17 protein-coding genes and 1 pseudogene are annotated in these 22621 nt (G+C 72.0%); 12 read left to right on the top strand and 6 right to left on the bottom strand.

Annotated features, from left to right (window positions below; genetic code table 11):
* The first annotated feature begins 55 nt into the window (after positions 1 to 55).
* From AQJ58_RS03350 to AQJ58_RS03325, 6 genes are all read left to right on the top strand, one after another.
* On the top strand, positions 56 to 1096 hold the full coding sequence (locus AQJ58_RS03350) for a rod shape-determining protein (RefSeq protein WP_067244577.1): 1041 nt from the start codon (positions 56 to 58) through the stop codon (positions 1094 to 1096).
* 174 nt (positions 1097 to 1270) lie between these two features.
* Complete coding sequence (locus tag AQJ58_RS03345) at positions 1271 to 2398, top strand: glycoside hydrolase family 5 protein (RefSeq protein WP_067244575.1); 1128 nt, start codon at positions 1271 to 1273, stop codon at positions 2396 to 2398.
* Positions 2399 to 2499: 101 nt separating this feature from the next.
* Positions 2500 to 3387 (top strand): LLM class flavin-dependent oxidoreductase, encoded by an 888-nt coding sequence (locus AQJ58_RS03340; RefSeq protein WP_067244574.1) that lies wholly within the window; start codon positions 2500 to 2502, stop codon positions 3385 to 3387.
* 726 nt (positions 3388 to 4113) lie between these two features.
* Complete coding sequence (locus tag AQJ58_RS42275) at positions 4114 to 4839, top strand: hypothetical protein (RefSeq protein WP_067244572.1); 726 nt, start codon at positions 4114 to 4116, stop codon at positions 4837 to 4839.
* Complete coding sequence (locus AQJ58_RS03330) at positions 4836 to 6398, top strand: hypothetical protein (protein ID WP_067244570.1); 1563 nt, start codon at positions 4836 to 4838, stop codon at positions 6396 to 6398. The genes AQJ58_RS42275 and AQJ58_RS03330 overlap by 4 nt, the downstream gene beginning before the upstream one ends.
* Positions 6395 to 7174 (top strand): TIR domain-containing protein, encoded by a 780-nt coding sequence (locus tag AQJ58_RS03325; RefSeq protein ID WP_067244569.1) that lies wholly within the window; start codon positions 6395 to 6397, stop codon positions 7172 to 7174. The genes AQJ58_RS03330 and AQJ58_RS03325 overlap by 4 nt, the downstream gene beginning before the upstream one ends.
* Positions 7175 to 7236: 62 nt before the next feature.
* Here the strand turns inward: AQJ58_RS03325 and AQJ58_RS03320 are convergent, their stop codons facing one another.
* On the bottom strand, positions 7237 to 8151 hold the full coding sequence (locus tag AQJ58_RS03320) for a macro domain-containing protein (RefSeq protein ID WP_234359941.1): 915 nt from the start codon (positions 8149 to 8151) through the stop codon (positions 7237 to 7239).
* A 74-nt stretch (positions 8152 to 8225) separates the two neighbouring features.
* Between AQJ58_RS03320 and AQJ58_RS03315 the strand changes: the two genes are divergently transcribed.
* Positions 8226 to 9611: an AfsR/SARP family transcriptional regulator gene (locus AQJ58_RS03315; protein WP_234359940.1), complete on the top strand. Its 1386-nt coding sequence runs from the start codon at positions 8226 to 8228 to the stop codon at positions 9609 to 9611.
* A gap of 152 nt (positions 9612 to 9763) precedes the next feature.
* On the opposite strand, the gene AQJ58_RS03310 is transcribed toward AQJ58_RS03315, so the two are convergent.
* Complete coding sequence (locus tag AQJ58_RS03310) at positions 9764 to 10555, bottom strand: hypothetical protein (RefSeq protein WP_067244567.1); 792 nt, start codon at positions 10553 to 10555, stop codon at positions 9764 to 9766.
* Between the two features lie 145 nt (positions 10556 to 10700).
* Positions 10701 to 11702: an NAD(P)-dependent alcohol dehydrogenase gene (locus AQJ58_RS03305; protein WP_067244565.1), complete on the bottom strand. Its 1002-nt coding sequence runs from the start codon at positions 11700 to 11702 to the stop codon at positions 10701 to 10703.
* A 203-nt stretch (positions 11703 to 11905) separates the two neighbouring features.
* Between AQJ58_RS03305 and AQJ58_RS03300 the strand changes: the two genes are divergently transcribed.
* Positions 11906 to 12196 (top strand): hypothetical protein, encoded by a 291-nt coding sequence (locus AQJ58_RS03300; RefSeq protein ID WP_067244564.1) that lies wholly within the window; start codon positions 11906 to 11908, stop codon positions 12194 to 12196.
* A gap of 63 nt (positions 12197 to 12259) precedes the next feature.
* Here AQJ58_RS03300 and AQJ58_RS03295 read toward each other — a convergent pair whose 3' ends face one another.
* Complete coding sequence (locus AQJ58_RS03295) at positions 12260 to 13237, bottom strand: recombinase family protein (RefSeq protein ID WP_067244562.1); 978 nt, start codon at positions 13235 to 13237, stop codon at positions 12260 to 12262.
* 455 nt (positions 13238 to 13692) lie between these two features.
* Between AQJ58_RS03295 and AQJ58_RS03290 the strand changes: the two genes are divergently transcribed.
* Positions 13693 to 15693: a PLL family lectin gene (locus AQJ58_RS03290; protein ID WP_067244560.1), complete on the top strand. Its 2001-nt coding sequence runs from the start codon at positions 13693 to 13695 to the stop codon at positions 15691 to 15693.
* Between the two features lie 329 nt (positions 15694 to 16022).
* Here the strand turns inward: AQJ58_RS03290 and AQJ58_RS03285 are convergent, their stop codons facing one another.
* Positions 16023 to 19061, bottom strand: a complete 3039-nt coding sequence (locus AQJ58_RS03285; protein ID WP_067244558.1) for a Tn3 family transposase — start codon at positions 19059 to 19061, stop codon at positions 16023 to 16025.
* 240 nt (positions 19062 to 19301) lie between these two features.
* Complete coding sequence (locus AQJ58_RS03280) at positions 19302 to 20003, bottom strand: TetR/AcrR family transcriptional regulator C-terminal domain-containing protein (RefSeq protein WP_067244556.1); 702 nt, start codon at positions 20001 to 20003, stop codon at positions 19302 to 19304.
* A gap of 182 nt (positions 20004 to 20185) precedes the next feature.
* Here AQJ58_RS03280 and AQJ58_RS03275 point away from each other — a divergent pair, with 182 nt between their 5' ends.
* The 3 genes and pseudogenes from AQJ58_RS03275 to AQJ58_RS03265 all read left to right on the top strand — a co-directional run bounded on the left by AQJ58_RS03275 (position 20186) and on the right by AQJ58_RS03265 (position 22590).
* Entirely contained in the window at positions 20186 to 21022 is an 837-nt protein-coding gene (locus tag AQJ58_RS03275; RefSeq protein WP_159056207.1) for a methyltransferase domain-containing protein, read from the top strand.
* Positions 21023 to 21244: 222 nt separating this feature from the next.
* Positions 21245 to 21481 (top strand): annotated as a pseudogene (locus AQJ58_RS03270) (hypothetical protein); the annotation flags it as partial.
* 65 nt (positions 21482 to 21546) lie between these two features.
* Positions 21547 to 22590 (top strand): LacI family DNA-binding transcriptional regulator, encoded by a 1044-nt coding sequence (locus tag AQJ58_RS03265; RefSeq protein WP_067245711.1) that lies wholly within the window; start codon positions 21547 to 21549, stop codon positions 22588 to 22590.
* Positions 22591 to 22621 lie beyond the last annotated feature (31 nt).

Genomic DNA, 22621 nt, shown 5'->3' with positions numbered 1-22621 from the left:
CAGGAGGCCCGCCGGCCAGGCGGCCCCATGGTCTGCGCTCTCGGGAGGACCCGCCATGACCGCCAGTCTGGAGCAGTTGCGCCGCTGCCACTTCGCCGTCGACCTCGGGGCGGCACGGACCCGGGTGTACGTGCGGGGGGCCGGGCTGGTCGTGGACCAGCCGTCGGTCGCCGCCGTGAACACCCGTACCGGCGCGCTGATCGCGGTGGGCGAGTTCGCCGAGCGGATGACGGGCCGCACCCCGGACTACATCCGGGTGATGCGGCCGGTGTCCGGCGGCACGGTCGTCGACATCGAGATGGCGCAGCGCATGCTGCGGCACCTGCTCGGCGACAAGGTGCGCCGGCAGCTGCGCCGCAAGCCGTTCCTGCGGGCCGCCGCCTGCACCCCGCACGACGCCGACCCGCTGGCCCGCCGCGCCACGATCGAGACGCTCGTCGGACTGGGCTCGCGCCGGGTGGAGCTGGTGGACACCCTGATCGCCGCCGCCGTCGGCTGCGGGCTGCCGGTCGAGCACCCCGAGGCCACGATGATCATGGTGTGCGGGGCGGCCGCCACCCAGATCGCGGTGCTCTCGCTCGGCTCGATCGTGACCGCCGAGCGGATCCCGGTGGGCGGCGAGGCCGTGGATCACGCGATCGTGCAACACCTGCGGCTGGAGCACGAGTTGATGCTGCCGAGCCAGTCCGTACGGCCCTTGCAGCTGGCCCTGTCCGGCAACGGTCTCACCCCGCACGGGCCGGCCTCCACGGAGATCCACGGGCGGGACGTGGCGACGGGCCTGGCCCGTTCCGTCCTCGTCGACACCGCCGCCGTGCGGGACGCGATCGAGACCCCGCTGACGGCCGTGCTCGACGGCATCGGCAGGGTGCTCCGGGAGTGCCCGCCGGACCTGGTCGCCGACCTGGCGGACCGGGGGATCATGATGGTCGGCGGCTCCGCCCTGCTGCCCGGCTTCGACCACATGCTGCGGCAGGCCACCGGGATGCCGGTCCACATCGCGGAGCGGCCCGACATCTGCGCCGCGCAGGGCCTCGGCGCCATGCTGGAGGGCAAGATCGCGCCGCTGACCCTCAATCCGCTGGCGACATCCTGAGGGGCCCCGCGAGGCCGCCCGCGATGCCCCTCGCCCGCAAACGTTACGTGCGCGAAACCTTGACGATCACCGGGCACAGTGCCAAGCTTCCGGCGCCGCCATGTTTACGTAAACATCACCCCTGGACGGAGAGCGATGTTTGCGTAAACATCGTCGTTCGGAAAGGGCAAGTCGATGCGCAGGACCCCCGTCAGAGCCTCCTCCCGCTCCTCCCGTACCGCCCGCTCCTCCCGCTCGCCCCGGCTGCGGACCGCTCTCGCCGCCGTCGCGGTGGCCGCGCTCGCCGGCAGCACCCTCGCCGCCGCGCCCGCCTCCGCCGCCCCGGCCCCCGCCTCCGCCACGCACGCCTTTGCCGCGTCGGGCCTGGCCGCCGACACCACGCAGTTCAAGGGCGTGAACTGGGCCGACCCGCGGGACAACTTCGCCGACGACTACCTCCAGCTGTCCGGTCTGTCCACCTCGGACACCTACCGGCAGACGTACAGGAAGGCGAGCCGGATCATCGCGGCCTTCCGCGCCAACCTCGGCGCCAACACGGTCCGGCTGCCGATCAACCCGTACACGGTCAATGGCGCGTACTGGAAGTCGTACCGCGGGGTCATCGACGCGGCCTCCGACCGGGGCTTCAAAGTGATCGTGTCCTACTGGGAGGGCACCGGCACCCGCAAGGACGGCTACATCGACGACGAGGCCACCTACTGGCCGATGTGGAAGACCGTCGTCAAGGCCTACAAGAGCGACCGGCGTGTCTACTTCGAGCCGATGAACGAGCCGCACGGCTACACCGACACCGAGTGGGCCGACCTCGCCGCGAAGTGGCTCGACACCTACCGGTCCGTGCCGCGCAACCGGGTCTTCGTCAGCGGCGCCGGCTACAACGACCACGTCACCACGGTCTGCGCCGACCCACGCCTGAAGGGCACCTACCTCTCCCTGCACCACTACGGCTTCTGGAAGTCGTACGCCACCTACGACCAGTGGGTCGCCGACCTGAAGGTGCGCATCGGGGACTGCGCGAACCGGACCGTGGCGGACGAGTTCGGCGCGCCCATGACCGACGGCCTGAACTACGACGTGAAGACGCCGGACAACAACTACGTCAACTTCATCCAGGCCGTCACCGACACCTTCCGCGAACTGAAGATGGGTTCGGTGTACTGGCCGGGGCTGCGCACCGACGACATCTACTCCGTGCAGAAGCTCGTCGGCCCGGTCAGCCGTCCGTGGCTGGAGACCACCAACCAGTCCGGCGCCGACCGCCTCGCCTGGGCCTGGGGCCGCGGCAGGCCCGTCCAGGGCTGACCCGGACGGACCGGCCCGCCGTCCCTGACACCGGCGGGCCGGTCACCGCCTTCTGTGCCTTCTGTCGAGCTTCCCCCGTCACCCACGCAAAGGTCCGGAGCATGACGAACGTACGCATCGGTGTGATGTACGACCGCGACTGGGCGCCCGAGGGGCTGCCCGCGTTCGCTCGGCGGGCCGAGGCGCTCGGAGCGGACGACCTCTGGGTGGTGGAGGACCTCGACTGGAACGGCGGGGTGTCGGCGGCCGCCGTGGCCCTCGGCGCGACCGAACGCCTCCGGGTGGGCATCGGCATCGCCCCGGCCCCGCTGCGCAGCCCCGCGCTGCTGGCGATGGAACTGGCCACGCTGGCCCGGGTGTTCCCCGGCCGACTGGTGGCCGGGATCGGGCACGGGGTGCCGGAGTGGATGGCCCGGGCCGGGGTCGCGCCCCGCTCCCCGCTGGCGCTGCTGGAGGAGACGATCACCTCGGTGCGGGCGCTGCTGCGCGGTGCGCGGGTGGACCTCGACGGGCGTGAAGTCCATCTGGACGGGATCAAGTTGGTGCATCCGCCGACCGAGGTGCCGCCCGTCGTCGCGGGGGTCGTACGGCCCCGCTCGCTGGAGCTGTCCGGTCGGGTCGCGGACGGCACGCTGATCGCCGAGGGCCACGGCCCGAACGACCTCGCCCGGGTCCGCACCCTGACCGAGCGGGGCGGCGCCGGTCCCGAGCACACGCTCACCGTCTTCTCCTTCGCCTGCGTCGGCGACGACCCCGACGAGGTGTCCCGCGCCCTCCACCCGCACACCGAGGGCCACGGCGCCTGGCTCGGGCGCCCGCAGGAGGAGGTCTTCACCGTCTCCGGCACCGCACGCGAGGCCGCCGCCGCGATCGACGACCTCACGAAGGCCGGCGCCGCCACGGTGGTGCTCCGCGTGATCGGCCCGGAACCGCTGGGGCAACTGGCGGCGGTACTGGGGGCCTTGGGACGGCCGGCCCCCGCTCTCTAGGCGGTGCCCGCGACGTCCGGTCCTCGGCCGGGGGGGGGAGGCGGGCCGCACGGCGTCGCGGGGGCCCTCCCCAGGGAGCGAAGCGGTGCTGCGCGGCGCGGGGAGCTTGCTGCGGGCGGGGTGTCGCAGGGCAGACGGGCCTGCGCGAACCCAGCCCCAAGTGCCCGTGATCCCGACACGCCCGGCGTCGCAGGGCAGACGGGACCGGGAGGACCCAGCCCGAAGCCCACGCGCTCCCGACCCGCCCGGCGTCGCAGGGCAGGCCGAACCGGCGGGACCCAGCCCGAAGCCCACGCGCTCCCGACACGCCCGGCGGCACGGGGCAAGCGGGTCTTCGCAGCCCGGCGCGGGGACGCGGAAGCGGATCGTGGTCGGCGCTTACGGACTGCGAACCCGGGACCGATACGGGTTCCAGGCGGTCGGCGTCCCGGTGTCCCGGAGGCCGACGAATCCGGCGCCGCCGGTGCGCGGTACGGGGCGGCCGGACGCCGCTGCTGCGCTGAGTGGGTCGCCGCCCTGGCGGACCCGGCCGTGTCCCGCCGGGCTCCCGGAAGCGGATCGGAAGCGGATCGGCAGGTGGAAAGGCTGGTCCGGGAAGCGGGGCTTCTGGTCACATCTCGTCAGCGCGAAACCGGATCGCGCCCCACGGATGTCGGGCAGAGTGACTCTGGTCGTGCCGCGAGAACAGTGAAAACCCGGCAGCCTGCCGGGAGTTGCGAGGGGCCCATGAGCCAGCCGATCCATCCCGACGCCCGCACGAGACCGGGCGGCACCTACGAGACGCCGACCCTCTTACCCGCCGCCGGCCAGGAACGGACGTACGCCCTGATCGTCGCGGGGATCCCGCTGCTGCTGATCCTGCTGATCACCGTCCTGCCCTCACTGGCGTCCGCGGACACGGGGTCCTCCGGGTCCTCCGGGTCCTCCGGGTCCTCCGGGTCGTCCGGGTCGTCCGGGGCATCCGGCGGGGCGGGGGGTGCCTGGTACGCGTCTCCCGGCGAGGGGTACGCCACCGAGCCGTCTCCGACCGACCCGTACCCGACCGAGCCGTACCCCAGCGAGGGGTATACCGGGACCGACGACGACTCGGGGCAGGGGGTGCCCTCCCCCAGTCCCTCCGAGACCGTCACCCCCACCCGCGGGCCCGAGGCGACCGTCCTCGCCTACTACGACGCCATCAACGCGCAGGACTACGAGACCGCCTGGGAGCTCGGCGGCAAGAACCTCCCGAACAGCGGGGGCTACCAGGCCTTCGTGCTGGGCTACCAGGACACGGCACGTACCGAGCCCACCGTCGAGTCCGTCGACGGCGACACCGTCACCGTCGGCCTCGTCGCCGAAGGGACCGACGGCACACGGACGACGTACCGCGGTACCTACACCGTGGTGGACGGCGTCATCACGAGGGGCTCGATGAACCGGACCGGCCAGAGCGGAGCAGCGACGCCATGACCAGTGACACCACCCTCTCCGTCGCCGGACCGGCCCCGGACCGCGCGCCGCGCGAGGCCACCAGCAACGCCACGAGCAACGCGACCCGGCTGCTGTGCGCCGGCACCTATCTCGATCCGCTCTACCGCGCCTCCGTCATACGGGAGTTACTGACGCACCGGTTCCGGGTGGTGGCACCGTCGTACGGCTACGACGCGGTGCCCGTGCTCGCGCACGCCCTGGCCGCGCGCCGGTTGCAGCGGATCCGGCTGGCCGTCCTGGGCGTCGGTCTCGTCGGCACCCTCTTCCTGACCGGGGCCGGCGTCCTGGGCGGGTTCACCGGGTTCCTGACCGCGCTGTGGCTGTGCTGGGTCACCGCCTACCTGCGGCGGGTCGTCACCCTCCAGGCCCTGGTGGGCCGGCTCGGACGGGGCGGCGACGGGTTCACCGGCGCGTACCCGCGGCACCCCCGGCTGACACCCGAGCTGGCGTCCAAGATCGACCGGGAGCAGGCCTCGGACGGCACCCTGGTCCGCTACGGCGGGTACAAGCCGTTCGTCGGCGCGGGCGAGCCGGTACGGCGGTGGTCCACCGCCGAACTGCTGACCGGTGCGCCGCTCACGGTGGTGGAGCACGGTCACCGCCCGCCGGGCGCGCCACCGGCCCCCGGGACACCGGACGTCCAGGAACCGCAGCGCAAGGAGGTGGTCCCCTTCACCGTCGAGGAGATCACCGCCTACGTCGCCGACCGGATGAACGCCGAACTGCGCGACCGGGCACGCGAGTCGGAGCGGATCGACGGCCTCGCCGTCGAGCGGTCCGCGTTCACCACGGGCGTCACGACCCGGCGCGGCCCGGCCGGGCCCTCCCCGGCGGACGGCGAGGGACGCTGGGACGAGGTCTACGACTCCGCACGCGCCTATCTGTGCGTGCGGGTGGGCTCCTGGCAGCAGGAGCTGGTCACCACGGCGTTCGTGGGCTTCGACCTCAAGGGCAACACCCTGCACACCGAGTTCTACTCGTACGTGCTGGCCCCGATCAAGGCCGACTTCCACCTGGTGGACCGGCTGCCCGCCGCCCTGGACGCGCGGCTGCTGGCCCGCGTCGGCTGGGACACCCTGCTCGGCGCGCCCGAGGCCCTGGTGCGGCCCGTCGTCACGCGGCTGGGCTCCTGGCTGCCCGGCCGGCTGTCCTGGCGCCGCGGGAACCGGATCCGGGTGCCGCTGCCCCTGGACACCAGCGAGTTCCGCCTCGGCCGCTACGCGGACACCGTGCTCGACCTCGGGGCGCTCACCAGCATCCGGGAGATGGCCACCAGCGAGGACTTCCTGCACTTCTTCCAGGAGACGGACACGATCAAGTACACGCAGATCGTGGAGCGCCAACTCCTGCACGTGGTCAGGGACTTCCTGCACGAGCACCACGTCGACCTGGCCGAGCACGAGGCACGCCAGACGAACATCCTCAACGACTACGGGAGCAACAACAACTTCATGACCGGCGACAACAACACGGCCAACTCCGGGACGCAGAACTTCCACCGCGCCCCCGCCGCGGCACAGGGGGGCGGCACCGCATGAGCGACACCTCGACGGGCGGCGGTCACCGCAGCGACTACGGGCACGGCAACGACTTCGGGCACGGCAACAACTTCGTGACCGGGAACAACAACACCACCAACTCCGGGACGCAGAACTTCTACGACGCCCCGCCGGCCCCCGCGGCCCCCGCACCCGCGCGGGTGCGGCCGGAGGCGGGGGCGGGGGCGGGGCCGGGCGACGACGGTTCCGCCGCGGACGTCAGCCGCAACGTCTTCGTCGTGCACGGGCGGGACGAGGAGGTGCGGATGAAGATGTTCGACCTGCTGCGCCTGCTCGACCTGCGTCCGTTGGAGTGGGAGGACCTCGTCCGGGCCACCGGGCAGACGGCGCCGTTCCTCGGCGAGGTCGTCGCCGGTGCCCCCGCGCGGGCGCAGGCCGCACTGGTGCTGCTCACCCCGGACGACGTGGTCCAGCTGCACCCGGCGCTGCGGGGCCCGGTCGAGCCGCCGTACGAGACGGAGCCGATCTGCCAGCCCCGGCCGAACGTGCTGATCGAACTGGGCATGGTGCTGATGGCCTACCCGGAGCGGACGCTGATCGTGGAGATCGGCGAGCTGCGCCCGGTCTCCGACATCGGGGGCCGCAACGTCATCCGCTTCGACGGCTCGGCGGCCGCCCTGGGCAAGATCGTGGAGCGGCTGAAGGGTGCCGGCTGCCGGGTCAACGACACGGGCTCCGACTGGCGTCAGACCTGGCCGTACAGCCGTCTGGCGGCTTACGGCCGCACCGGGCGGGGAGTACCGCCCACCCCGTGAACCGCGGTACGGGCCCCGTGGTCGTCCACGGCCGGGGGAGGGGCCCGTACCGCCGCCCGGCGTCAGAGAGGGCGCCGGGCGCTCGCCGCGAGGCCCGCCAGGAACGCCGCGGTCTCCGGCAGGTCGATCCGCCCCAGCTCACCGGGGCGGACGACCACGTGCAGCTCCCGGCTGAGCGGCCGCTCCCAGGCGTGGACGACGAACGACAGCAGGATCAGCCGCAGCAGGCTGTCCTCGTCGAGGTCGTGCAGCCGGGCGAGGCCCGCCCCGGTCAGCGGCATGGTGACGCGTTCGAGCTGGCCGTGGCGGCGGACGGCGTCCCAGAGCCGGTCCAGGCCGACCCACAGGTCCTGGACGCTGGAGGAGGCGACGCAGTCGGTGCCCATCCTGCTGTAGGCCACGGCGAAGACCAGGCGCGGCCGTGCGCCGAGGACGGCGACGGTGCCGATCGGGTACCGGTCGCGCTTGCCCCGCGGCTTGTCCCGGGCCCGTTCCCGCTGCACCGGGGCCACCCCGTGCAGTGCCGCGGCCAGCTCCGCGTCCAGCCGTGCGGCGTCCCCGTCGTAGCGGCGGGCCAGCAACTGCCCTTGCACACTGGTGTCGTTGATGACGAAGCCGTCGTCCACGAGGGTGTCGAAGGTGTCGGTGAAGCCGACGACCAGATGGCCGGGCTGGTCGAAGAGATCGCCCTCCTCCACCACCACGGTCATCCCGGGGCGTGCGAACTCCTGCCGTACGGCCGCCTGCGGACGGGTCCGCAGCAGCCCCCAGGCCAGGCACAGCGCCACGGAGCCGGCCAGCACCCAGCCCGGACGGCGGACGAGGTCCGGAAAGAGCTGGCCGACGAACTGCACGACGGCCGACACCGCCCCGAACGCCACCAGCACACTCGCGGCGAACACCCGCCTGCCACGCCGTGATCCCGGCAGCCGCACCCGTGGGGTCCGGTGCGGCGCGGACGGCCCGGTCGATCGCATACATCCCTCCAGAACGCCTTGGTACGCTGAGTTCACTGCTGACGGGCCATCACGCGGTGAAGGGGGCGGGGCGCGTGGAAACCCGGACACCGAGCGTGCGGGTGAGCGTCCTGGGCCCCGTCCGGCTGCGCGTGAACGGCGAAGACGCCCACCTCACCCCGCTGACCGCCCGGCTGCTGGTGCGGCTGGTCGCCGCCGACGGCGAGGCCGTACCCGCCCGGCGGCTCTACCGGGACGTCTGGCAGCCGACCGTCGAACTGCCCCGCCAGGACCTGCGCGGCCGCAACGAGGTGCAGAAACGGATCCTGGAGCTGCGCCGCGCCCTCGACCTCGCCGGCCCGGGTCTCGGCGCCCGGATCGTCCGCACCGCTCAGCTGCCGACCGCGCGCGGGGTGGAGAGCAGCTACCAACTGGTGTTGACCACCGCGGAGTTGGACAGCGCCGAGTTCACCCGGCTGGTCGGTGACGCGTTGCGGGCGGCGCCGGCCTCCGCCGTCCGGCTGCTGGCGGAGGCGCTGCGCCTGTGGCGGGGCCGCCCGCTGGCCGAGGCGCACGACGAGGCGTTCGCCGCCGTCGCGGTACGGCGGCTGACCCAGCTCCGCGAGACGGCCCTGCGTGAACTGATCGCGGGACACAGTGCGTTGGGCCGCTACGACCTCGCGCTGCCGGTCGCCGAGCAGACCGCACGGGAACGGCCGGACGACCCCGAGGCCACCGCCACGCTCACCCGGCTGCACGCCCGGCTGCGGGAGCGGCACGGCGGCGAGCTGCTGCGGCACACCCTGCGCGGACTGCGGGTGGACGTGGTCGTGGTGCGCGGCGACCTGTTCGACCAGGAGGACGCGAATCTGGTCGTGGGCTTCTCCGACACCTTCGACACCTCCGCCGACGACGTCGTGATCAGCCGGGAGAGCGTGCAGGGCCAGTTGGTGGAGCGGCTCTTCGAGGGGCGGCACCGGCTGCTGGACGAGGGGCTGCGCCGCGGGCTCAAGGAGGTCGCCCCGCTGGCCACGGAGAGCGTCCGGGCGAAGCGGCGGGGCCGCCGCACCCGCTATCCGGTCGGTACGGCGGTGGTCGTCCCCGTCGGCGCCCGCCGGGTCTTCGCCCTCGCCTACTCCCGGCTGGGCAACGATCTGCGCGCCCGCTCCGCCCCCGCGGACCTGCGGCTGAGCCTGGAGCGCCTGTGGCCTGCGGTCGCGGTGCACGGTCTGTTCAAGCCGGTGGCCGTCCCGCTGATCGGCTCGGGACTGGCCCGGGTCGTCGAACTCGACCGCACCCAGCTGCTGTTGCTGATCGTCGAGACCTTCACGGAGAGCCTCCGCGAGGACCCGGCCGTCTCCCCCGAGCTGCGGGTGGTCATCCGGGACGACGAACTGGAGCGGACGGACCTGTCGGCGGTCGAGGCCTTCCTGCGGGACCTGGACGAACGGTCGGCGATCGGGCCGACGCACACGAGTTGAGCTGGTCACTCCCCCAGCAAAGATCGGCAGCCGCTTCCCCCGACAGCCACCACCCGCTTCCGGCCCGCTTCCGGCCCGCTTCCGGGAGGGACCGTCGACACCTGGGCCTCCCACCCCCGGAGCAGGCCGGGCCCGTGCTCCGTGCCGGGGTCTCACCTCACGTCGACGAAGTCCCCCGCCGCCGTGGACGGACCGGTGGTGCCCGTGCCCGCGAACACGTACCGGAAGTAGCCGTCCTTCGTGGCCTTGACGGTGGTCCTCAGGGTGCCGCCGCTACCGCTGGTGATGGTCTTCACGGTGGTGTACGTGCTGCTGCCCTTCTTGCGGAACTGGAGCTTCACCGACTGCCCCCGGTACCCGGCGTAGGCGCCGGTCTCCCAGTCGGCGCGGGTCAGCTTGCCGGTGACGCTGATGGTCCGGCCCTTCCTCACGGGCTCGGGCGAGGCGTTGACCGTGACCTTGGCGTTCCGCTTGATCTTCGCGGTGGCCGCGACGTCCACGTCCGTCCAGTCGTCGGTGGTGTCCTGCGCCTCGGTGAGCACGTTCCAGGTGCCGGCCAGACTGTTGCGGTGGAGATCTCGCGCGGCGTCCACCTCGAACGACAGCGTGCAGGTGGAGGTGGCGGGGTCGGCGGGCGAGACGGTGCAGGTGCCCGCCGGGGGGTAGTGCGGCAGATGACCGTCGGCGTCGTCGGTGTTGGGGCCGTGCCACAGATGGGCCCAGGTCTTGGCGACCCCCTCCGGGTCGGTCGCCGTCCAGGTGAGGGTGACGGTCCTGCGGGTGGTGGGGCCGAGCACGATGTCCTTGCCACCGTTGACGACGACGTGCGTGAACGTCGTCGGGCCGGCCGCGGCGCCGTCCGCGGCCCCGGCGGCGGCCGGGACGATCGAGGCGGACACGGCGGTGGCAAGGGATACGACGGCGACGGCCGAGCGGATACGCATGGACTCCCCCTTCGGGACGCTCGGGCCCGCCGGCTCCTGCGCGCGGCGGACCTGATGATGTGTCACGCTGCCTAGACCCACGAGGGGCGGTCCCGGTTGCCCCGCGCGGGCCCCGGTCTCCTCTCGTGGCGCCGGTGGCCGCGGATCACCCCGCCGGCCCGGCCACCCGGATCACGGCCTTGCCCCGGGCGTGCCCCCGCTCCACGTGGCGCAGCCCCTCGGCGGTGTCGGCCAGGGCGTAGGTCCGGTCGACCACCGGCGCGAGCGCGCCCGCCTCGATCAAGGCGGTGACCGCGAGCAGGTCCTCGTGGACCGGTCCGGCCGGTGCCGAGGGAAGGACCGGCCGCAGCCGCTGCCGTACGACCACATCCACGGCCGCGACCCGCAGCAGTGCGCCCACCGCCCCGAACACCCGGCCGGGCGAGCCGCCTGCGTTGGCCACCAGCGTCCCGGTCGGGGCGAGCGCCCGGCGCAGCCGTCCCGGCGGGTGGTTCCCCACGTTGTCGAGGATCACGTCGTAATGGCCGCGCCGTTCGGTGAAGTCCTCCCGGGCGTGGTCGACGACGTGCGCGGCGCCGAGCGAGCGCACCAGGCCGGCGTTGCGCGCGCTGCACACCGCGGTGACCTCCGCGTCCAGGGCTGCGGCGATCTGGACGGCGAACGTGCCGACGCCCCCGGCGGCGCCGTTGACGAGCACCCGCTGCCCGGCCCGGACCCGCCCCACCGTCCGGATGCCGCGCAGTGCGGTGACCGCCGCCATGGGTACGGCGGCGGCCTGCTCGAAGGTGAGTCCCGCCGGCTTGGGGACCACCAGGTCCGGGGTGGTGCGCGCGTACTCGGCGAAGGCGCCGGGGCAGAACCCGAGCACCGCGTCGCCGGGCCGCGGTCCGGACACGCCGGCGCCGACCGCCGCCACCTCACCGGCCGCGTCGATCCCGGCCACCCGCTCCTTGGGCCGGGTCAGCCCCACGCCTCCCATCAGCCGCGCCACGTACGGGTCGCCGCGGAGCATGTGCCAGTCGTACGGGTTGAGCGCGGCGGCCCTCACCCGCACGACCACCTGGCCCGGTCCCGCCTCGGGCCGGTCGGTCTCCGCGAGCCGCAGCACGTCCGGCGTGCCGAACCGTTCCTGGACGATCGCCTTCATCGGTCTTCCCCGGCCCTTGGGGAGGATCGGACCGGTGAGTAGCGACTTACGACTCGGCGCCCGGCGTCAGGATGCGTGCTGGACGCCGCTTTCGCGTCACTCTGTCGGTTCTCAGCTGTTCTGGCGCGTTTTGCCTTCCGGTGAAGCCCCGATCTGCAACGCTCTGAACAGGAAGGCAGGGAGCCGACCAGCGAGGAGACGCCATGACTGAGACCACGCCCAATTCCAAGGGGCCGGCCCCGATCCAGCTCACTCCGGAAGTAGCCGAACCGGTCCTGTCATCGGAGGTCAGGCCCGAGGACATCGCCACGCTGGCGATCGAGTACCACGATGGCCAGCCCATCATCGTCGCCAGTGGCGGCAAGTACGTTCCGGTGGCGCTGCCGGTCGTGGCTGCCGGGAACGCTGTTGCGGCCTCTAGGACTCCCCAGGCCCGGCTGATGAACATCTCCCAACACGAGTACAGGTTCGAAATCGAACAGTGGTCCAAGTGAGCCATTGAACGTTCCCGTCCGACCCTTGGTTGGGGAGGGTCTGACCGGTGGGTAGAGACTCCGCTAAGCAGTGGTGGGCGTAGCCGCCGAGCGTTGGCGGAGGGCGGCGAAGTCGGCGTGGGCCGCTTCGACGGCTTCGGGGTACGCCTGCTTCTTCTCGTGTTCGGCGAGTGCGCGGTAGATGCTGGCGATGGAGGGGCTGTGTCCTTTGCGTTTGCCGGTGGGGATGATGAGGTCGGGCTGGATCTGCTCGACGGACTCGCCGGCTGCGCGGCGCCGGAGCACGGTGTGGAGCATGTCGTCGGTGATGACGGGGGGCCGGCCGCCGTGTTTGCCTTTGCGGGCGGCGGTGTCGAGGCCTTCGAGGGTGGATTCGCGGACGTTCTCCCGTTCGGTCTCCGCCATCGCGGCGAAGAACGCGAACAGCAGTCGGCCGGGCCCGCTGGGGTCGTACATGCCGGGCAGGGGTCCGGCGAGCATTTCCAGGACCAGGCCGTGGGCGGTGAGGTGGTCGGCGAGAGCGGTGAGTTCGGCGGCGTCGCGCCCGAGCCGCTTCATCTCGTACACCGTGAAGATGACCCGGCAGTGCGGGGCATGGGCCTTGATCTCGCGGGCCGCGGCGAGCGCGGCCTCGAACTGGGGGCGGACCCGGATACGTGTGCTGATCTTCTCGCTGAACACCTTGTCGCGGTCGATGCCGTGCGCGGCGAGCGCGTCGAGCTGGGAGTCGAGTTCCTGGCCCAGGGTCGAGCAGCGGGCGTATCCGATGCGGATGTCCGCGCCCGGGAGGGCAGGATCGACGGGCGCCGGTGGCGGGGTGCCGGGCCGCCACGGCTGTCCCGGTCCCCGGTCGGCCGGAGTTTGGACCCGCAGGAGCTTCGCGAGCCGGGGCACCTTCGTGAAACGGCCGGTGTGGTAGGTCCCGGTGACCGCGCCGCCGCGCGAGCGGCACGGCGATCCGGGTTCGGCCGCGCATCGGGGGCAGGGGTGGCGCTCGACGTCGCCGGCGTCAGCCGGGGCGGGGTCGTGAGGGTCCGTCATGGCCCCGGATCTTCTCACAATGCAGTTCTCAGAACAGGGCGTGTCGTGCTCTTGAGTGAGAGCGGGTTGTGAGAACCAATCCGGGGGCTGGAGGGTCTCCCCGGCCTGCCGGTGATCCCGTTCCGGGAAAGGACCGTTTGTGAGAGCACCCCGGCGCAGCTCTGGCCCATGCCCGCGATTGGGGAGGATCGCCACGAGGGTCAGGCGAGCCGCCGAGGGGTTGGTTGCGGTAGGCGGCGGGTTGCCGCGCTGGACCGGCAGACGATGTCGGACCGGCCCCGCCGGGGCGCGGTGCGGTAATCACGTGGATTGACCTTCGAAGGCGTCCTGATGAGCCATTTCAGGGCCTTCTGTGGCTAGTTGAGCGCTTTGGCGCTTTCCGTCGTCCCCCACCCCATAGCCTGTGACTCTCCGTTTCTATTCGGCTACGGAGAGCCTTCGGTGTGAGGAGTGCTGTGACTGAGCAGAAGGTCGAGCAGACGGAGCAGGACCGGCTGGAACGGGTCCGGGCCCTGTTGTCTGGAACGAACACACCCGATGGTGCGGAACCCCAGGCGCAGAGTTCGTACGGGAGCGTGCTGCTGGGCGTGTTCCTGCACGGTGCGGACCGTCTCCGGCAGGGGCATGAGCCCACCGATCTGGAGCAGCTGATGCTGGAGGCCGTGGAGTCGGTCCTCTCCGAGGAGGAGACCCAGGCGTGGGGCCGGGTGTACCGGGAGGTGGCCGACAGCGGCGCCACTATGGCGGTCATCCCGCAGGTGTTCGCGCATCGGCCCGTCAGCGAGGGCTACTCCATTGCGGACCTCCGCAGCGACCTTCCGGACATGGTCGCTGAGGCGATGGCGGCGGGGAACACGCAGATCCTCGATCCCCGCAGGCCGGAGCGGGACATCGATGATCCGGCGTTCCTGGAGGCCATGCGCGCGTCGAAGTTCGCGGTCAGCGCGTTTGCCGTCACCGGCGAAACTGCCGGCTTCGGCAGCGCCACGGCCGAGGGTGCCGGGCAAGCGGAAGGTGAAGCGGCCGAAGGCCCGGAGGCCGGTGCTGCCCCGACGTACAGGGCGAAGCTGGAGGCGGAGAGCTTCTACGTCCGTCGGGCGGTCGGTGACCGGTGGGGGACCAGCGACGAGATCTTCTGGACCGCATCGGTCGGCACGGGCGTCGGCCCGGGCAGTACCTTCCGTTCGGAGACGTTCGGCAACGTCGACAAGCATGACGAACGCTTCTTCTCACCCGGCCGCAAGGTCCTCTTCGACGGCACCACCAGCGGTGACTATCTGGGAGCGCAGATCATCTGCTGGGAGCAGGACGACGTCAACGACGAGTGGTGGGCGGGCCTGCAAAAGGCGCTGAGCGATGCGATGGCCAAAATCAACTTCCTGCTGGACTTCGACAACTACTACGGGTTCTTCCCCACGTGGGTGGGCGTGGCCACCGCGGCGGCCTCGTTCATCGCCCAGTTCATCGGCTTCTTCCAGAACAAGAGCGACATCTCCTGCCAGCGCGCCATCGGGATGGGCCGCTACGAACTGGCCATCCTCTCCCGCGTCGGCAGGGCCGGCTGGCGGTTCGACGGCGACGGAGACCACGACCTGCGTGTGAAGTGGTCCGGCGACACCATCCCCTTCGCCGAGGGATACCTCGAACACTCCATCCGCTCGGGCACCTCCTGGCGGACAGGGATCCCCCTGGCCTACAAGACCATCACCACCCCCGCCCTGGCCGTCCACGGGGACCGGCTCTACATCTGCTTCCTGCGCCCCAGCGACCAGGCGGTCATGTGGGCCAGCACGGACGTGAGCGGGAACTGGACCCAGCCAGCGCAGATCCACCGCGACCAGTCCTTCTACGCCCCGACCCTGACCTCGGCCAACGGCAAGCTGCACTACGCCGTCACCGGCAAGGACGGCAAGGTGTACACCCGCACCTACACCCCGGCCACAGGGTGGAGCGGACACCACACGATGTCGGGGAGGAAGAAGTTCAGCCCTGCCTTGGCCACCTACGAGAACCAGGCGTGGCTCGTCTCCTACGGACTCGACGAAAACCTCTACCACGCCCGGCACAACGGCACCGCCTGGAGCGGATGGCAGAAGGACAACCTCGGCTGGGAACTGAACACCCACGTCGCGCTGGCCCCCCGCGACCGGCGCCTGTGGCGGATCGCCACCGGCAAGGCCCACAAGATCCACACCGCCATCAACGGCGGCGGCGTCTGGGTCAGCGAGGGCATCCCCAACGACAACTGGCGGGCCTCCCACGCCCCCGCACTCGCCGGCAACGGCCGCACCATGACCCTGATCATGCGCGGCACCGACGCCGCCCTGTGGAGCGCCGAATACGACGGCGCATGGGCCGGCGCCCAGAAAATCGCCGGCATCACCGCGAAGGAGACACCAGCCGCGGTCTACTTCGGCGGCAACCTCCACGTGATCTACCGCCGCACAGCCACCTGACACCCACCCACCCACCCCACCGCCTCCCCCTCTTTTGGCGTGCCCGGGTAGCGCAGGCCGAAGCCGACGGAGTTCTCAGAACCTGCTCCGGGGGCCGGCATGGCAGGGGAAAGGCAACGTGACGCCGTCCACGCGCAAGGCACCCTGCACAGGCTCTACTGGTGATCACACCACCAGGGCCCTGCCCCTCGGCAGGGCCCTGCGCCATCGCCCACCGACATCCGGCCGGGGAGCCCAAGAGGAGCCAGCTGGGGGCGGGTACCGCCCGCAGCCCAGAGAACAGCACGGCCCAACCGACCGACATGTTGCGACGATCGATGGAATACGCCCTACTCGTGCGGACTCTCGACTTCGGCCGGGTCCCGCAGGGGGCGCCCGCCGGGGGCCTGGGGGCGGAAGAAGGCGTATCGGCCGAGGAAGTTGATGTGGTCGAACTGGAGTGGTGACAGGCGTGCGAGGAGGTCCTCGGTGACGGGGAACCCGTCGGCGGCGAGCTGCTTTGCCGCGCGGTCGAGGTAGAGGCTGTTCCACAGGACCACCGCGTTCAGGGCGAGGCCGAGGGCGCTGAGCTGGTCCTCCATCCCTTCCCGGTAGTGCTGGCGCAGCTCGCCGCGCTGCCCGAAGAAGATCTTCCGGGCCAGGCGGTGACGGGCCTCGGTGATGTTGAGCTGCTTGCCGATCATGCGGCGGTATCCGGTGTCGGAGACGAACTGGAGCAGGTGCAGGGTCTTGAAGATCCGCCCGTAGTGCGCGAACGCGTCGCCCAGCCCCGTCGTCCGCCCGTCGCGGGACAGCATCCGGATCAGGTCGTAGCCGCGGACCTCCCCGGTCGTCAGCGACCCGGCCACCCGCAGCATGTCGCCCCAGTGCGCCCGGACCCGGTCCAGGCGGATCATGTGCCGGGAGGCGCCCTGGAGGGGCCCGTAGTCGGCGGTGGCGTGGGTGCGCCACAGGCGGGCGTCGCCGATGTCGGCGATCCGCGGGGAGAACTGGTAGCCGCAGATCGCGAACAGCCCGAACACGATGTCCGAGTACGACGCGGTGTCGGTGATCACGGTCTCCGGCTTCGGGCCGCCGTCCCGGTTGTGCAGCGCGTCCAGGATGAACAGGGAGTCCCGCAACGTGCCGGGGACGACGACGCCGCCCAAGCCCATGACCTGGTCGTTGACGACGTTCAGCCAGGTCGCGCCCTTGTGGCGCAGCCCGAAGTACTTCGGGCTGTAACCGGCGTGCAGGGACTGCACCGGGACAGTGAAGCGGACCCCGTCAGCGGAGGCGATCAGCCCGCCGCCCCAGGCCCGCACCACGTCGATCCCGCGCTGGGCGTCGATGAGCATCCCGTTCGCGGCCGAGATGGTCTCGGCACGCAGGTAGCCCTGGTCGACCTGGACCAGCCGGCCGCGGGTCAGGGCGGGCACGTTCGGCTTCACCACCGGGGTCAGCCCCACGTTGCACGCCTCCGACAGGAGCAGGGCGCAGACGCTGAGCTCGAACTCCTCCATCGAGGGGTCGGCGCCGGAGATGTGGGTGAACGCCGACGTCATGCCGGTCAGCTCGGCGACCTCCAGGAGCAGCTCGGGGAAGTCGACCGTGGGCAGCATGCTGTTGGCGAGCTGGCGGAAGGCAGGCATCAGCTTCGGCTCCCCGGCCGGCCCCAGGCGGTCCAGTGACAGCTTGCCGTCCTTCACCGACACCGCAGTGTTCCCCGGCAGCCCGGCCACCACCTGGTGGTAGGCCCCGTGCAACGCTCCGGCAAGTTCGGCCAGGTGGGCGGCGGGCTCCGCCTCCAGACCCAGCGCCCTCAACACGGTCGGCTGCGCGCTCTCCCACCGGTCCCCGGCCAGGAGCTTGGCACGCGGGTCGCCCCACCGGTCCCCGCCGCGCGCGTACACGTCCCGCCGGCGCAAGGCCCGGTGGAGGTGCTCCAGCACGCAGAACGAGTACGCCGCCTTGTCCGCCAGGCCCGGCTCGCTGCCAGGGGCGGCGAAGACCAGGCGCCGCCACGAGCCGGTCACCAGATCCCGCTCGATCTCCGCGGCCGGGAGCTTCTTGCGGTGGATCAGATGCGGCAGCTGCTTCAGCGCCTTCACCACCGGGGCGCCAGCCTCGACGGCGCCGAAGTCGACGACATCGACCAGAAGTCGGATGAAACCGCGCACCGTGCCGTAGCGGGTGGCGAGCGCGGCCCGCCACTCCGCGTCCTCATCCCCCTCCTCGTCCGGGACGACCTCGGCGATCACGGCCAGGGCCTCGGCGAGCTTCTCGCGGGAAACGGCCTTCTCGATCGCCGCCCACGCGTCCACCACCGACACCAGCTCCCCCGTATCGGTCGCCGGGGCGGTCTCCAGCAGCACCCCGACCGCCTTCGCCACCCGGCCGGCCGCCCGCTTCAGCTTCGGCAGCGCCTTGAGCTTCTCCTCCTTGCCGACGCGGTCCGCCTGCGCGAGCAGCCGCGAGGCCATCAGGACGTCGAGGAGGTCCAGGGCGTCGTCCACGCTCGCCGACTCCAGATGCCGCACCGTCGCCAGCAGCGTCGCGGTCTTCCGCGTCTCCTCCAGCTCTCGCAGCGTCGGAGCCTTCGACCCCATCCCGTACCGGGCCAGCCCCGCCATCCGCGCCGCCGGCACCACCGAGACCGGCACCAGATGTGCACCCAGCGAGCGGACGTCCTTCGCCCGCTCCAGCGCGGCTGTCATCGCCGACCCGGACACCCGCATCGGGGATGTCCGCAGCCGCTCCAGCTCCGAGACCCGCTTGCCCTCTGGAACCTTCAGCAGGTCCCGCATCGAGTGCCGGAGCCCGTCCGGCACGGCCTCATCCAGCGTCCGGTACAGCGAGGCGTTCTCCCGCGCGCGGACCTCCGCCACCAGCCGGGTCAGTGTCGTGATCCCCGGCAGCAGCACCCGGTTGTCGACCAGCCACACCACCGCCCGGTCGAATAACGCCCGCGGCCCCTCCAACGACGCCCACACCCGCGCCGCCAAAAACTCCCGCACCTCCGCCTCCGCTGCCGGGAACTCCCGGTAGGCATACGAGTCCCGGATCTCCCACGCGTGCTCGTACCGGCTCTGCCGCCTGGCCCCGTACGCAGCAAACTCGCCCGGATCGACACCCAGCTGCTCGGCGGCGAAGCGGACCACCACCTCCGGGACCACGGACAAGTCCTCGGTAGGGAACACCCCGAGCATCCGTACACAGCCCCACTGCACCGCCCACCCCAGCCGGTTCGCCGGCGCCCGCTTCGACCGCGCCGACTCCACCGCCTTCGCGTCCAGACGGAAGAACTGCTCCAGCTCCCCGGGCGTCGGAGCGGCAGCGAACCGGCCGTAGCGCGAGACCTGGTCGTCAGAGAGAAATTCAACTGGCATGACCCGGAAGGTAGGGGCCCTGATCAGCGGAAACAGGGAGAGTCATCGAACCGGGATCAAGATCGGCCAGATGTCGCTACTGGCCGTTCCGATCCTCCCCGAGGGCCTCCCCCGCCTCCCTCTGGTGTACGCCGTACACCTCCTGACGGCACGGTAGGTGTACGGCGTACACCCGTCAAGGGGTGCGGCGGGCGGAAGGGGGCGCCGCAGTGGACCGGGGTGGGTGCGAAGGGCCTCGCGTCAGGCCGTGCGCAGGAGCCGTTCGAGGCCGTCCAGGGTCAGATCCAGGGCGAACTCGAACTCGTACTGGTCGTCGCAGCCCGAGCCGACGACGGACGCCTCGTCATGGGCGACCGCCCTGGCCAGCTCGGTGAGGTGGGGATAGCGCGCCGCCATCTCCTCGGGCGACGGCGCGTCCGGATCCGGCACGCGGTCGGTCCGGTCCTCGAACAGCTCCTGGGAGAAGCCCAGCAGCCGGCTGCCCATGACGTGCATCGCGTGATGCACGAGGTCGACCGGGAAACCGCCGGCCCGGAAGATCCCGATCATCGAGTCCAGGTACGCGAGGACGGCGGGCGTCGGCGTGGCCCGCGCCTTCATGCGGGCCTCGATGACCCCGGGCGCCCAGGGGTGGCGCAGCAGCATGCGACGGGCCGACAGCACCCGCCCGCGGACGGCGGTCTTCCAGTCGGCGTCGGGGGACGGCGGGTCGATCTCGGCGACCAGTGCGTCGATCATGCCGTCGAGCAGCGCGTTCTTGTGGGCGACGTGCTTGTACAGCGCCATGGGCACGACACCGAGCGCCTGCGCGATCCTGCGCATGCTGAGCGCGTCGACCCCGCCCTCGTCGGCCAGCGCCACGGCGGTGTCCAGCACCCGCTTCCGGCTCAGGGGCGCGCGCTGCTGCGCGACGGAGCCGCCCTGCGTGCCGATCTCCACCAACCCCTCTCCCGACCCCTCTCCCACGGGCGGGCCCGGAACCGACCGCCCACACCGCCACCGACGGTACCTCGTGCCTCCCGGGCGCGGGATGGCGGACCGCTCCCGTCAACCCCCGTCACCCACCCGGGCGGCGCACCGGCGACGTCCGCCCCGGGGACCCGGGGCGCCGCGAGAATGCCCGCGTGACGGAACCACCCAGCCCTCGCCTCGACGACATGGCCCTGTACGACCTCCAGCACGTCCGCAACGCCCTGGCCGACCGGCCGGCCCGCCCCGGCCCCCTCACCCCGGCCGATCTCGAACCGTACGACCAGCTCCACTACCTCGGACACCAGGCCCTCGACCACGCCGTCGCCCGCCTGGGTGCCGCGCCCGGCGCGAGCGTCGTGGACATCGGCGCCGGGCTCGGGGGGCCGGCCCGCTATCTCGCGGAGCGGTACGGATGCCGGGTCACCGCCGTCGAACTACAGCCGGAACTGCACGAGTTGAGCACGGAACTGACCGCGCTCTGCGGGCTGTCGGAGCGGGTCACCGCCGTACGGGCCGACGCCCTGACGCTGCGCGGGGCACCCTGGTCGCAGCGGTACGACCATGTGGTCTCCCTCCTGACGATCCTGCACATCCCGCGCCGCGCGGAGCTCTTCGACGTCCTGCACGGCCTGCTGCGGCCCGGCGGCACCTTCTACGTCGAGGACTTCTACGCCCGCCGCCCGCTGACCGACGGGGAACGGACCGACCTGGCCGCTCTCGTCGCCTGTCCCTACCTCCCGGACGAGAGCCGTTACCGCCAGGATCTCGCCGAGGCCGGCCTGACGGACGTGACCTGGACGGACGTCACCGACCTCTGGCTGCCCTTCGTCGGCGACCGGGCCGAGCGCTTCCGACGGGACCTGCCCCAGCACGTACGGCTGCACGGCGCACCGCTCGCCACCCGGCTGAGGCGTTTCTACGACACGGTCGACTCTCTGTTCACCGGCGGCGGCGTCGGCGGCGTACGCCTCTGGGGACGGCGGGAGTGAGCCGCCCCGTTCAGCCGTCGCACGCGGTGGGGCGGGGTCGTCCCCGGGGAGCGCTTGGTGCCGGGGTCGGCGACCTGACCGAGGGGCCGGGTCGAGGGGGCCGGGTCGAGGAGCCGGTCTCCATCCGGAGGGTCTCGGCCGGCGTCGGCCCACGGGTGGACCGCAACTCCTTGTGCACGCGGGACATCACCCCCCGGTTGACCGCTCCCTGCCCGGGCCGAGAGCATCCGGACCCTCGCCTTCTGTGCCGTGAGCCCGGGCGTCTTCGGCTACCCCAAGGAGGAGGCCGCCCCGGTCGCGCTGCGGACCGTCGCGGACTGGATCGCGGCCCGTCCCGGACGCTTCGACCGCGTGGTGTTCACCGTGTACGAGGAGACCGACGAGCGGGCCTACCGACAGGCCCTGGGCGAGACCGGCGACGGCCGCTGCGCCCGGCCTGATCCGGACGGCAGGCCCTAGGCTGGGGTCAGGCCCGGAAAAACCGGGGAAACCCCCAGGAGCAGGGGAAGCACGGGATCATGGCGATGGCGGACAAGCGTGTGCCCGGACGCCCCCGGCCGTCGATGGCGGATGTCGCCCGGCATGCCGGCGTCGCACCGCAGACGGTCTCGCGCGTGTCCAACGGCCACAGCAACGTCGACCCGGCGACCAGGCAGCGGGTCGTGGAGTCGATGCGGGCGCTGGGCTACCGGCCGAACGGAGCCGCGCGCGCCCTCAAGAGCGGGCGCTTCAACACGATCGGTGTCATCACGTTCACGCTCAGGACGTTCGGCAACACGCGCACGCTCGACGCCATCGCCGAGGAAGCCGCCCGTGCCAAGTACGCGGTCACCCTCATCCCCGTCTCGGATCCGACCCTGGGCCGGGTCTCCGGTGCCTACGACCGGCTCAGCGAGGCGGCCGTGGACGGGGTGATCCTCGTCTTCGAGGCGCATCTCCTGGACGACGCGGAGTTCAGCCTCCCGCCGGGGGTACCGATGGTGGTCGTCGACTCGGACACCGGCCCCGGCTACACCGTGGTGGACACCGATCAGGCCCAGGGCGCCCGTCAGGCCACGGAACACCTGCTGGAACTCGGCCACCGCCGGGTATGGCACATCGCCGGTCCCCCGACCTCGTTCTCCGCGACCCGTCGCGTGGAGTCCTGGCAGTGCACCCTGCGGGATGCGGGCATCGACCCGCCGCCGGTGCTGTACGGCGACTGGACCACCAGATCCGGATACCGGCACGGCCTGGATCTGGGGCGCAGGCCGGAGGTGACGGCGATCTTCGCCGCCAACGACCACATGGCCCTCGGTGTGATGCGTGCCCTGCACGAGCTCGGCCGCCGGATCCCCGACGACGTCAGCGTGGTGGGGTTCGACGACATGGAGGAGGCCCACGCCTTCTGGCCGCCGCTGACGACCGTACGGCAGGACTTCGCAGCGGTCGGCCGGCTCAGCCTCCAGAAGCTGCTGGACAAGATCGCCGGTACCGGTCCCGAGGTGATCGACAAGACCCTGGTCCCGACCCGGCTGGTGGTCCGCGCCAGCACCGCGGCGCCCCCGGCCCTGCCCCTCGGGCACTGACGGCCGGCAGGGACGGGCGGGCGATGACGGG

The organism is Streptomyces sp. DSM 15324 (assembly GCF_001514285.1).
In the GTDB taxonomy this organism is placed as follows: domain Bacteria; phylum Actinomycetota; class Actinomycetes; order Streptomycetales; family Streptomycetaceae; genus Streptomyces.
This window is presented reverse-complemented; position numbering and strand designations above follow the sequence as displayed.